Origin of the sequence: Gilliamella sp. Occ4-3 (assembly GCF_001690675.1) — a bacterium.
GTDB lineage: Bacteria > Pseudomonadota > Gammaproteobacteria > Enterobacterales > Orbaceae > Gilliamella > Gilliamella bombi.
The window spans coordinates 23,919-36,030 of record NZ_LZHR01000014.1 but is presented as its reverse complement, the minus strand read 5'-3'; the positions used below and the strand labels follow the sequence as shown (position 1 = coordinate 36,030).

Annotated in this window: 13 protein-coding genes; 1 reads left to right on the top strand and 12 read right to left on the bottom strand. The window is 35.4% G+C overall.

All coding sequences use genetic code 11. The features are described 5' to 3' along the window. Together A9G44_RS01265 and A9G44_RS01260 are read right to left on the bottom strand one after the other, a co-directional pair. The coding region (locus tag A9G44_RS01265; RefSeq protein ID WP_065608933.1) for an IS30 family transposase at positions 1-803 on the bottom strand (803 nt) is incomplete at its 3' end. 321 nt (positions 804-1,124) lie between these two features. Next, positions 1,125-1,553, bottom strand: coding sequence for a universal stress protein (locus A9G44_RS01260; protein ID WP_065561310.1), 429 nt, complete (start codon positions 1,551-1,553; stop codon positions 1,125-1,127). Between the two features lie 252 nt (positions 1,554-1,805). Between A9G44_RS01260 and A9G44_RS01255 the strand changes: the two genes are divergently transcribed. After that, the gene (locus A9G44_RS01255) at positions 1,806-2,387 is read left to right on the top strand and encodes a Maf family protein (RefSeq protein WP_065561311.1); all 582 of its coding nucleotides are present in this window, start codon (positions 1,806-1,808) and stop codon (positions 2,385-2,387) included. A gap of 24 nt (positions 2,388-2,411) precedes the next feature. Here the strand turns inward: A9G44_RS01255 and A9G44_RS01250 are convergent, their stop codons facing one another. The 10 genes from A9G44_RS01250 to A9G44_RS01205 all read right to left on the bottom strand — a co-directional run bounded on the left by A9G44_RS01250 (position 2,412) and on the right by A9G44_RS01205 (position 11,894). Continuing rightward, positions 2,412-3,077, bottom strand: coding sequence for an ABC transporter ATP-binding protein (locus A9G44_RS01250; protein WP_065561312.1), 666 nt, complete (start codon positions 3,075-3,077; stop codon positions 2,412-2,414). Further along, positions 3,077-4,288, bottom strand: coding sequence for an ABC transporter permease (locus tag A9G44_RS01245; protein ID WP_065608932.1), 1,212 nt, complete (start codon positions 4,286-4,288; stop codon positions 3,077-3,079). Before A9G44_RS01245 ends, A9G44_RS01250 begins: the two co-directional genes overlap by 1 nt. A gap of 85 nt (positions 4,289-4,373) precedes the next feature. Next, positions 4,374-4,853 carry a DUF4418 family protein gene (locus tag A9G44_RS01240; RefSeq protein ID WP_051634223.1) on the bottom strand — a complete coding sequence of 160 codons (480 nt, stop codon included), beginning with the start codon at positions 4,851-4,853 and terminating at the stop codon, positions 4,374-4,376. Between the two features lie 20 nt (positions 4,854-4,873). After that, complete coding sequence (locus A9G44_RS01235; protein WP_034912221.1) at positions 4,874-5,533, bottom strand: ABC transporter ATP-binding protein; 660 nt, start codon at positions 5,531-5,533, stop codon at positions 4,874-4,876. Between the two features lie 10 nt (positions 5,534-5,543). Further along, entirely contained in the window at positions 5,544-6,686 is a 1,143-nt protein-coding gene (locus A9G44_RS01230; RefSeq protein ID WP_065608931.1) for an ABC transporter permease, read from the bottom strand. Positions 6,687-6,703: 17 nt separating this feature from the next. Next, positions 6,704-7,990, bottom strand: a complete 1,287-nt coding sequence (locus A9G44_RS01225) for an ABC transporter permease (protein ID WP_065608930.1) — start codon at positions 7,988-7,990, stop codon at positions 6,704-6,706. 23 nt (positions 7,991-8,013) lie between these two features. Further along, a complete protein-coding gene (locus A9G44_RS01220; RefSeq protein ID WP_065608929.1) occupies positions 8,014-9,264 on the bottom strand; it encodes a Fe-S-containing protein in 1,251 nt (416 codons plus the stop codon). Positions 9,265-9,360: 96 nt separating this feature from the next. After that, on the bottom strand, positions 9,361-9,924 hold the full coding sequence (locus A9G44_RS01215) for an iron transporter (protein WP_034943540.1): 564 nt from the start codon (positions 9,922-9,924) through the stop codon (positions 9,361-9,363). Between the two features lie 118 nt (positions 9,925-10,042). Next, complete coding sequence (locus A9G44_RS01210) at positions 10,043-11,239, bottom strand: FTR1 family iron permease (RefSeq protein ID WP_065608928.1); 1,197 nt, start codon at positions 11,237-11,239, stop codon at positions 10,043-10,045. A gap of 16 nt (positions 11,240-11,255) precedes the next feature. After that, positions 11,256-11,894, bottom strand: a complete 639-nt coding sequence (locus A9G44_RS01205; RefSeq protein WP_179854781.1) for a nitroreductase family protein — start codon at positions 11,892-11,894, stop codon at positions 11,256-11,258. Between the last annotated feature and the right edge of the window lie 218 nt (positions 11,895-12,112).

Sequence of the window (12,112 nt, the reverse complement as noted above, 5' to 3'; positions counted from 1 at the left end):
TGACGTATTAAGCCATTGGTGTTTTCATTTGTGCCTCTTTGCCAGCTTTTATAAGGCTCCGCAAAGTACACGGTAGTATTTAAATAATGCTCAATAGCATGATGATAATTAAATTCGGTTCCATTATCAAAGGTGATGCTTTTAACCATTTTTTTAAACGGCGTTAGCAATTTTATTATCATATCTCTCGTTTCGGAGGCGGTACGTTGATTGAGGCGCCCAATTAATACTAGCCCTGTTTTGCGTTCAACTAATGTCACCAATGCTTGCTTGTCTTTACGGCTAATAATCGTATCGCCCTCCCAATGTCCTTGCGTTTTCCGACTTTCTACATAACTTGGACGTTGTTTAATTGACCGTTTATATCGGCGGTCTCCTTCTTTAATACTCGGTGCCTTACAATGCCTATAGGCTTTGCCTTTTCGCCTTAGATAAGGTTTGAATTGTTCATAGCGCGCTTTATTTTGATAAAGATAGTTATAGATTGATTGGACGCTGACTTTCTTTAAACGTGCAGCAATCTGCTCTGGGCTGTAATAAAGCATGAGGTATTTTTCAACTTGGCGCCATACCGAAGACTCTATTGGCTTACCATTACCGCTGTTTTTTCGCCTTTTCCTAGCTAGGGTTACCGCATCATGTGCTTGATAGGCTTGATTAGGTTTTGAGTTTCTTTTTATCTCTCGACTTGTTGTCGAAGGATGTCTATTGAGTAGCTGGGCTATCTCTTTTTTATTCTTTCCGGCTTGTAATAATACGAAAATCTGGTATCTTTCCTTCCTAGAAAGGTGATTATAATACATAGCAATCTCCAAACTGTGGTGGTGCGAAGGTGCTAGTATAAATCACCTTTCTACTTTCTTCACTCCACCGTGTTTAAAATTGCACTTCATGTTTGAATCCAGGAACACCAAAAACAAAAAATTAAATAAAATCAATACTCTACCTGAGCGATTTTATAGAAATACGAAAAATAAAACAAAATAGCTAATCCATCCGAATATCAATATAGAAATGATCACTGAAGTTTATAACACCCGAAACCTGTAATTCTAAATATTTAAAAAGAATTCATTGGTATATTCACCTAATTTTATTTAATTTTTCAACAAAACTTAATCATCCTACCTAACAACTAACACCGAAGTTTTAGCACCACGAACCACCCCAGAAGCATTAGATCCTAAAAGATGAGTTGAGATATTAGGACGACGTGAGCCTAGAATAATTAAATCGGGTTGAATTTCTTCCGCTAAACGGAGAATCTCATCCCTTGGATTACCAAATGCAATAGAAAAGGATACGTTTTCACGCGGTAAATCAATCGAGTCGATAAGTTTATGCAAGTCTTTTTCCGTTTGTACTGTAGCTTTATCCTTAAATTCGTCAAAACCAAATGAGTAAACATTCACAATGGCTGAAGCGACTGGTAATGTATGAAAAAAGATAACTTGGGCATTAGACAGTTTGGCTAAGCACTCTACATGTGGAATCACTTTCTTGGTTAATTGGTCTTCAAGCACATCGATAGGAACTAGAATTTTTTTGTACATAACTCCCCCCTTGCTTTGTTAAAGATTCAATTATATATTCAGTGAAGCTAAAATAGGTTTTACCTAGCTAGTATGATACTCATTTTAAATTTAAACTTTAATTATTTTTTATCCAATTTATGATGGAGATCAACATGAGCTATATTATTTATCAACCTAATATAAAAATCTAGTTAGAACACATAGTTGATCGTTATGGTCATATCGGGTTTAATGAACACCATTTTTCTTGGATTTTAAGAGATAATTAAAATGAGAATCATATTAGCATCAACATCTGTATCCCGTAAAAAAGTGCTCGAAAAATTAGCTATCCCTTTTGAGTGTGTACCGCCTGTATGCGATGAAACACCGCTAGTCGGCGAATCAGCTCAGCAATTGGTGGTTCGACTAGCAAAACTTAAAGCCCAATCATTAGCGACGCAGTTTGCTGATAGTTTAATTATTGGCTCTGATCAAGTTGGTGTGTTAGACGGTAATATTGTTTGCAAACCGCATACAATTGATAATGCCCGTAAACAGCTTCGACAAAGCAGCGGTAAAGCTTTCTATTTTTATACTGGTATGACAGTAATTAATACCAAAACACAACAACAAACCACTATTTGCGAACCATTTAAGGTGACTTTTCGGCATTTAACTGATTCAGAAATTGATGCTTACATTAGCAAAGAGAAGCCACTACAATGTGCTGGCAGTTTTAAATGTGATGAACTGGGCATCACCCTGTTTGATAAACTTGAAGGTGATGATATTAATTCATTAGTTGGGTTGCCATTATTAAAACTCAATAAAATTATGATCGAAATGGGTTGTAATCCACTTTTAATATAACAATTCAGTTAATAAATAAACCCATTAATCAATAAATCGCCCTGCTGACATTTTCATAACTTTTTGGCTATAACGGGCAACATCATGATCATGAGTGACAATTAATAACGCAGTGCCTTGCTGATGAATATCAGTCAGTAATTGCATGATTTCAGCAGCGCTTTCTTCATCAAGATCACTTGTTGGTTCATCAGCAATAATCATTTGTGGTTTACAAATCAGTGCTCTCAATATCGCAATACGGCGCATTTCACCGCCCGACATATTAGCTGGGTATGCATCTTGCAAATGGCTTATTTTGGTTTTTTCAAGCAACCTCTTAGCTTCATTTAAGGGATTTTGATTTGCTCGCTTGGTTAAATAAAAAGGCAGTCGAATATTATCAATTGCTGTTAAATTAGGTAGTAAACTGCTACCTTGAGGAATATAACCAATATGCTGATTGCGAAAGGCAGATACTTGCTGATCATTAAGATCAAACAAATTTGTATTATTAATAGTGATTTTTCCTTGCGTTGGTGTAAGTAAACCAGCAATCATATTTAGCAAAGTGGTTTTACCACTGCCTGATTTTCCCATAATGCAAATAAAGTCATCTTTTGCCATTGAAAAACTAACATTATTCACAGCTGAAAAGGTTTGTTGCCCTCTTGTGTAATCTTTACGTAGGTTTTTAACATTCAGTAACATTATTCGCCCTCTCTAAGGGTACTATAAGTATCAAATTTAGTCATAGATAAGGCACTATAGATACTTGATAAAGGTCCTATAATTAGCGTAAGAATAAAAACAACAATTGCATATAATAATGCATCAAATAGTGAGATATTTACACACGGCAAACCAATAGATTGGCAGATCAATAAGCTAAATGCATAAAGTAATACCGAGGCGATAACAATGCCACTAATTCCACCTAATGCACTAATAATTAAAGATTCACGAAGCAACATTTTGACTAAATCACGCCGTGAAGCGCCTAATATTCGTAATAAGCTAATTTCACGCTTGCGTTCATTTAAGCTTGAAGAAAATATCACAAAAATCACAATAATAGCTAAAACCCAAAAAATAGCCGATAGGCTATATACAATAGTTGAAAAGCTAGTTAACCATTTTGATATATTACTTAACATACCTTTGGTCATAATAAAATCAATATTATAGTCAATGGCGTATCTGGGCATAATTTGATTAACAATATCTTTAGGTTGATAATCTGAATTGACCTTAATGAAAATCGACGAGGCATAATCAGCAAAATGGTCGACATCCCCTTCAATTAATTTTGCATTTTTCATTAATGATTGGGCTGCCGACATAGTCATAAAGACAGAGGTATCAAATCCCATCCCTGTGCTATCCATTTTAGCAATAATTTTAAAAGGATGATTAAAAAATAAGATTTCATCGCCCACATCAGAACTAATTTTAGAACCAACAACGACTTGATTATCAGTAAGTGGCTCTGAAAGTTGTGATTGTAACCAAGGCTTAATAATAAAATCAGTATGCTGTTCAAAACCAATTAATTGGACTTTAGACGAACAACAACCTGCATTTAATGATGCAATAAAAAGTTGAGGTGAAATGGCATCAATACCTTTAATACCTTTTATTTTATCAATCAAGTCTACTTTTAAATAAAAAGTACTCGGTTCACCACGCAACAGGGCTACTTCCATATTTTTTTCGTAACCATTAGGCACAATAAGAATATCAGCACCTAACCTGTTAGCCATGCCTGAAATACCAAGACTGAGATTTTTCATCAGTATGCTTCCACCAAACAACGTCGCCGAAAAAAGCGTAATGATGACAATCAAACAGCAACTTCTAAACGGTCGTCGCTGAATATTGCGCCATGCTAAATTTGCCATGGTGATCGGTTTTTCGTGCATATTGACTTTCCTGCTTGTTGGATTTAAATGTTATACCTATATCTGGTAAAGATAAGAGTGGTCTTTGTTTGATAACAAAACGCTATCAATTTTTTGTTCTTTTATTTAAGTAATAGATGTTAATAACAGCGACAATAAATAATAAACCTGATAATAAAACTAACGCCGGTTTAGACCCCATATTGCATCGCATCATTTCATTACCGCAAACACCAATTAGAATTGTTGGTATAGCTGCCGCTAATAAAGAAATACACGCAAGTGCCATACTTAATCCTATTCGCACAAAAGCAGTACGGCTAATTAGTAGCAATGCACCAATGGCTATCACTAAACAACCAATGCCAATTTCAGCTCTTGCTGTCCAAAAACATTTCATGATTTTTCCTGTGCCACTATGTATATGCCCGTTATGTGCTACCTCGCTACTAGCGTGATTCAATATATCAACAGGCATGCTTACAACGTCTGGAAGAGGACAAACTGGCAATATATATAATGGAAATAAGATAATTAATACTCCAATAATAATAAAAATACTTGATGAAATAAGACGGTTTTTCATATATAACAACCTTCAGTTGATTAATTATCAATTACACGTGCAACTTTGCCGTGCTCTAGTACTACAGTGGTTTGTGCATGTTTTGACACTTCTAGTGAGTGAGTAACTACAATAATGGTACTGCCTTCTTTGTGCAGCTCATGTAATAAATTCATGACCATCGCTTCGTTGCTTTCATCTAAATTACCAGTTGGCTCATCGGCCAAAATCAGTTTTGGATAGTTAATCAATGCTCTAGCAATACAAACACGTTGCTGTTCGCCACCTGATAACTGCCTAGGTAAGTGTTTAGATCGAGCAGCAAGCCCAACACGTTCGAGTGCTTGCATAGCCTCTTTTTCGTCAACCATACTATGATAATATTGAGCAAGCATGACGTTTTCTAGTGCGGTTAAATACGATACTAAATGAAATTGTTGAAAAATCAGACCTATCTTATCTCGACGTATTTCGGTTAATTCTGACAAAGAAAGCTGAGTAATATCTTGCCCGTCTAAAATCACTGAACCAAGTGAAGGTTTATCCATACAACCAATGATATTCATCAAAGTTGTTTTACCACTACCAGAAGGTCCCATAATCGATAACCATTTACCTTCTTCAACTGTTAAATTCACTTCAGAAAGTGCATGAAGAGAATCATAAATTTTAGACACATTTTTTACTTCGAGCATATTCATACTTTATATCCTATTCACCGCGTAATACTAACGCAGGCTCTACTTCAAGAGCACGTTTTACTGGAATTAAACACGCAATTACCGTTACTATCACTGAGATAATGATAGTGGTTGGGATCAGATAAAACTCAATAATAATTGAACGTCCAAACACATTGGTACTAATAATTTGAGCAAAGATAAGCCCGCATATAGCCCCAATAATGCCACCAATAACACCTAAAACTAATCCTTCAGCTAAAAACTCTTTTGCAATACTTTTATTGTTGGCTCCTATCGCTTTTTTAAGACCAATTTCTTTACGACGCTCCATTACCACTGTCATCATAGTGGTAGCTACACAAATCATGGTAAGAACGAGTACAACAAAAGTAACTAAATAGAGTAACGAGGACAGTTTGCCTAATACAGATGCTTCTGACTTTGTCACCCATTTAATTAAATGAGGTTCAACTGTTGTCATTTGTTTTTTTATTTTTTCAATGTACTGTTTTAATTCTGTTTCTGTGGCGGCAATGCTTACTTCAACAACTTCGGCTTGCTCGCTTTCTTCAAGTAATTCTTCTAAATCGTGCAGATCAACAAAAATAAAGTTATCTTCGGAACGTCCAGTTTTAACAATACCTGTAACGGTGAGTTCTTCATCAAAACGAGAATCTTGTTTAGATTTGCCGGAAATCGGCATAGTGCTACCAATGTTTAATTTAGCAAAGTTAGCAATATCAGTACCAATCATTATTTCATGTGAATTTTGTGGTATTGAACCTTCAATAGACCAATAAGGACTGGTTTTTACAACTTGTTTAAAGTCGGTCCCCACAATAGTATAAGGTTGCTGATTACTACGAATTGAATTATAACGAAATGGGGTAACACCAAGTAATTTATCTTCTGGTAAAAAGGCAACCGCTTTATTAACCTCGGTCATTGCTACTGTTGATTGATTATTGGCAGGTAGTAGTAGAAGATTGGCACCATAAGAACGGAATTCTTGTCCCATTTGCCGTGGTATATCATAACAAAGTGTGATCATACCAAGAAGAACCGTTGCTCCAATAGCAACGCCAAGCAAGGCGATGGCAATGCGAGAACGGCGTCGGATAAGTGAACTTAACACGGTTTTAATTATAAAGCGCCTATTTTTATTGATCATGAGACTTACCTTTCACCTTATCGACCATGTAACACATCAGTTGGACGCAAAAACATCATAATACGCAATGCTGGTAAACTACCTAAAAAGGTAATTAAGATCACCATAATTAGGGCTAAAGGAATAATTATCATCTTAGGATCAACAAAAGAACCAAACACTGTATGACCAATAATTTGCGCAAAACCAAAACCAATAAAGTAACCAAAAAATCCACCAAGTAAGGCAATAATAAAGATTTCAGTTAATATTAGCATTGCAACAGCTGTATTAGTTGCACCAAGCGCTTTTAATAGGCCAATTTCGGTACTGCGCTCTATAACGTTAGCAGTAACCAAATTCGAAATAGCAAGCGCCGAACAAATCAATGATAAGATAGTTAGTAATAACATTAGTAATTGTGTTTTTTGTAAAATGGAGCCTTCTGACTCAGCAACTTGCATAATAGCTTTCACACGTACATCAGGCATTAACTCTTCTAGCTGGTATGCAATTGAGCTAATATAAGCAGTACAATACCATGTATCCCATTCTGTTCTAGATAAACTGTTTGGATCTTGCGCTGCTTTACGAGCTAATTCGTTTTCTGGAGTGGTTAATGCACTAACCTCAACACGTTCAACTAGTCCTTTTTTATCGGCAAGATCTTGTGCCACTGGTAAAGAGACATAAATTTGCGTATCTTCAGCACCACCACTATGAAAAATATTGTTAATAGTTAATGTAAACTTTTTGTTTGTTTTCGTTGAAATTATATCTATCGTATCGCCTAGTTTTAGATTCCACTGTTTGGCTACAGATTTACCCACCATAGCTCCTTGCAAATTATCATCGGTCATGGTGTTTCCTTCAATTGTCCACCATGATTTCATGGCTAACATGCCCGTATCAACCTGATCACCTGTTGGAATATTAAGATGTTTATTAAACCAAGTACCTACCACCGTAATTGGCTTATCATGAAATGTCGCTTGAGTTGTTAGAAAAGGTGCAAAATCAACAATATTATAAGCCCAAAAAATCATCTTAATTCTAACAAGTTCTTCTTCTTTAATATATTGCACAGCTTGCCCACTATCATTGTTATCAAGCTGGTACATTTCATTAATGACAGCACTACCACGAGGAACGATATTGAGATTAGCACCATAGGCTTTTAGCTCTTGATTCACCTTATCACCTACGTCAAACATTACATTTAGCATAGCAGTAGCAAGCGAAACACCCAATGCAACCGTTAAGGCAATAAGAAAAAGTTTCTTTTTTTGGCGAATTAAAACACTTAATAACATTCTACAAAACATACAATATTCCTTTTAATACGCTTTTATTTGAAACGACTTTTCTCTGCTTCAAGGTTAGCTGGACGAATCACCATATTGCCGTCAATAATTTCGTATTTAAGTGGAACTGGGTTACATCCTCCTGAAAATCCAATCGTTGCAATGTTCATTACTACATCGCACAAAATACAAACGACTTGATCACCGCGTTGGTAGTAACCACTTGCACCACAAATATCGCAAGCATCAAAACCTACACCATAAGCATTATCGCTTTTTTTAATAACAATAAAGCGAACTAAAGTTCCATCTGTTGCCTGATAACCATAACGATGTAAATTACCGTCGTTCACTTTATCGAGAGGGATAACAATTAAATCATCAGCATTAGGCGATATAGGCTCTGCCGGTGTAAGTTCTACGCCTTTTTCAAAAATGTAACGTGCGCGCGTCACAGTATATGCGGTTATTGCTGTACCAGCCATAATCATTAGGGCAGATCTTCTATCGCTACGTAATTGTGCTTTAAGTTTACGAATTTGAGCAGGGTTATTACCCACTAACGAAGTTGTTTTTGATTTGATATACAAAACAATGGCTAAACAAAGCACAATTGCCATGAAAATAAAGATAAAGAAATTAACATGACCAAGAATAAAAATAATCAACTCCATCATCCATGGTTGGGATGAGATAAAACGCCTAACAATCAAAATTTGTAGAATATTAATACTATTTTGAATAGTGAAAATAATAATTGACAGTGAAGTAATAGCAAAAATAAATTTTGTCGATAATCGTCCACATATACGGAAAGTAAATAGCCCAGTTAACAAGATTATAAGTAAAGCAAATCCATAACCAACCCATTTAAACAAGTAATCATTATTAAAAATAGAGTCCATTCCGACAGAAAATTCGAATGGATAGAGCATTAAATTAGGTAAAGACTGTGCACTTATCAAACCAATACTTAGCACAAATAACATTGTAAAAAAGAATTTACCAGTTCGATTATGGGTGGATTTTTGCAAGCAAATAGCAACAATCAACGGTATAGCAATAATAACCCAAGGTATGATCACTCCAAGATCATAATATTCACGAACAGCAAACCCTGTGTTGCGTTTTAAAATGGCATAAATCAATGCAGCAATAAAGCCCAATACAAAACCAAACAAAATAATTTTTTTAATATGATGAGGCGTGGATCTTATAATTGCAGCGCTCAGTAATGCCATCATCATTGCTGGAACGAAAGTATTATCGGTAATATTGATAAGGTATTGAAGCATATTCATTGCCTAACTATTGCAAATATTATTGGTGAGCATAATGCTCACCAATAACTGATTATTAATTATTTAATATAATTAGTTATTTTAAAATCATTACCATGCGCGTGGAATGTAATCAAAGTCCCAAGAGACTTCGATAGGTTTGCTCCAAAATCGTCCTTCCACACCTGTTTCTTTATCAACATGTAGTAAATAACCTTGTTTTTCTGGATTTTCAATCATAAATGTTACTTTATATTTACCAGCACCATCTAGTTTTATATTATTACCATAGTGAGGACCATCAGATGCATTCATTGGCATAAAGTTACCTTCAATCACTTTATCACTGCCTTGCTTTTGAATTTTATATTTTACAGTTAAGTAAGGAACAAAATCACCTACACCATAACCTAAGTTATTACCTTCTGCAGCTGAAATATCAGCTTCAATGTGCATGTCTGATTTTGAGGCTGGTAAACCACCCATACCAGCGGGTTCCATATCAACAGGTTGGAAATAAACAGCACCAATGTGTAATGGCCCCACGGTTACTTCATCACCAATTGGAAACTCTTCAAATCCTTTTTGTTCGCCAGGTGCTGGTGCTGCTGCATGAACGAATGAAGATAAGGCAAGTATTGAAGCAATACCTGCTGATAAAACTAATTTTTTCATTGAAAACTCCTTCTCTTAGTTTTTGAAAATTTACTACACTTGTTTTTTTGGGTATTAACACAACTCAGTTTTTCAATCCGCATTTATGCAATTTTAAGCAAATAAGCAATATTAATAATTATTGCTTTTTACAACTATGTTTAGCTTTGTAATATATGACAGAAACTACCACAATAAATACCATAATTATTTGTGGAACTAATGTCTCGACTGTTGGGTAAATACCTAAAACTTCGACAGAATGTATAAAATCAACAGAAGTAACTGGGATCATATCAGCCTCTTGTAATTCTTTTACTCCACCACCGGCAAAAGCTATTGCCATGATATACATCAAAATACTAGTGCCAATAAAGAATGGGCGAATTGGTAATTTCATGGTACCAAAACGAATAACGACAAAAATAATCGCAAGAATTATCGTTCCAATAACTAGCCCATACCAAACCATATCCATGTGTTCTTTAGCTTCAACTAGCATTGCTTGGTAAAACAAGATCGTTTCAGCACCTTCACGAAAAACAGCTAAAAAGGCAGCAAAACCTAAGGCAAAGCGACTACCAGATGACACTGCTGTTTGTACCTTTTCTTCAACATAGCTTTTCCAAGCCTCAGCTTCTGCCTTTGAAAACATCCAATTACTAATAAAAAATAGTACGACTGTTGCCAAGAGCATAGCAATTCCTTCAACAATTTCTTGATTTGCGCCGCTAATATCAAACACAGTATGAAGAGCAATTGCCGCTAAAATACTGGCAAAAATAGCTACAAGTGAGCTCATATAAACTACTTTTACCATGGCAAGATGTCCAGAACGAACCAAATAAGCTGAAATTGCCGCAATCACTAAAATCGCTTCCAGCCCTTCCCTAAAAATGATAATAAACGAAGCTAACAGAATGCTCCAACCGCTCTCTTGCTTACCATCTAGTTCGTTAGCATCTTCATGTAACATTTTTAAAATAGTATCAATTTCATTTCTAACAACTTTATTCGACGCACCATCGGTCATTAAACGTTTAATTTTGGCAAATTGATATTCGGTATCGGTTCCTCGTTTACCCGAAATATAAGACATAACCGCACGCTCAACCCCATGCTTTTCATAAAAGCCAAAATAGGCATTATTAACTCGAGCTTTAGCACGTTCAACATCTTTCATAAAATAGATATCATAAGCGTCATTTAAGATGGTATCCATTTCGTCAACAATAGCATTCCAACTTTCGTATTTTTTTTCGGCAGCATAAGATGATGGAGCCAAAGCCATTAAACTTCCAATAAGAAGCAAAGCAAGTATTAAAAATCGTTTCATATCTTAACGTTACCTTTTATTTTCCTATTAAAAGCATACCTAGTGGTTTACTGCCTTCTGGTAATTGTAGCTCTTGGCTAATAACTTCTGGTTTAATGGAGTGAATATAACGAGCGCTTAATTTTAGTGCCGACGCAACTAAATAAGCGTTTTGACTCATTGCACCAACGGCCGTGTAATTAAAGTTAGCGATTTGTTCTGGATTTATATCGGTTAATGCACTAGCATCCGACACAAAAATCAATGAATAGGCTGCTCGCCTTGTAAAACTTTGCAAACCAATATCAGCACGAATATCTTTATTATTAATTTCTTTTAAATAATGACCTTCCCACTCATATAAAAAAGTACCCTTTTCACTGGCGAGGTAGATTCTCACATAAGGAGATTTACCCTTAACCATCGGCACCGTCCACCCTGTTTTACCACGATTTAAACCACTTGCAGCCCAAAGTACTGTCGAAAGTTCGTCATCAGAAATTTTACCAGTAGGAAAGCCCCCCCCAGGAGTTGAAGATCGTTTTTTTAGACTTTCAAATAGACTCATTCCATCTTTAGTTTGAGGGGTAGATAATGCAATATCGGCATAACAAAAGGAGTGTGAAAACAGAGATACAAATAAAATAAAAACTATTTTCCGTATAAACCACGGCATAGCAACCTCGGACATTATCGCAATAAATTCTCCATTATCTTATTGCGAATAGAATTAATTATCAACCTCAAATAATAACAATTATCATTTAAGATATTATGGCACTATAATTATTATTCATACGATACATACTCAATTTCAAAACCACAAATCAAACAATATCAACCGATATTTTTATTTTTTTATTCATTAAGTATATACTTAGGCAAAATTGATTT

Bases quoted from the DNA above. Each gene is read 5' to 3' on its own strand.
- A9G44_RS01260 (WP_065561310.1), bottom strand. From the start codon at position 1,553: ATGTACAAAAAAATTCTAGTTCCTATCGATGTGCTTGAAGACCAATTA.
- A9G44_RS01205 (WP_179854781.1), bottom strand. From the start codon at position 11,894: ATGCCGTGGTTTATACGGAAAATAGTTTTTATTTTATTTGTATCTCTG.
- A9G44_RS01215 (WP_034943540.1), bottom strand. From the start codon at position 9,924: ATGAAAAAATTAGTTTTATCAGCAGGTATTGCTTCAATACTTGCCTTA.
- A9G44_RS01210 (WP_065608928.1), bottom strand. From the start codon at position 11,239: ATGAAACGATTTTTAATACTTGCTTTGCTTCTTATTGGAAGTTTAATG.
- A9G44_RS01230 (WP_065608931.1), bottom strand. From the start codon at position 6,686: ATGATCAATAAAAATAGGCGCTTTATAATTAAAACCGTGTTAAGTTCA.
- A9G44_RS01255 (WP_065561311.1), top strand. From the start codon at position 1,806: ATGAGAATCATATTAGCATCAACATCTGTATCCCGTAAAAAAGTGCTC.
- A9G44_RS01245 (WP_065608932.1), bottom strand. From the start codon at position 4,288: ATGCACGAAAAACCGATCACCATGGCAAATTTAGCATGGCGCAATATT.
- A9G44_RS01220 (WP_065608929.1), bottom strand. From the start codon at position 9,264: ATGCTTCAATACCTTATCAATATTACCGATAATACTTTCGTTCCAGCA.
- A9G44_RS01240 (WP_051634223.1), bottom strand. From the start codon at position 4,853: ATGAAAAACCGTCTTATTTCATCAAGTATTTTTATTATTATTGGAGTA.
- A9G44_RS01250 (WP_065561312.1), bottom strand. From the start codon at position 3,077: ATGTTACTGAATGTTAAAAACCTACGTAAAGATTACACAAGAGGGCAA.
- A9G44_RS01225 (WP_065608930.1), bottom strand. From the start codon at position 7,990: ATGTTTTGTAGAATGTTATTAAGTGTTTTAATTCGCCAAAAAAAGAAA.
- A9G44_RS01235 (WP_034912221.1), bottom strand. From the start codon at position 5,533: ATGAATATGCTCGAAGTAAAAAATGTGTCTAAAATTTATGATTCTCTT.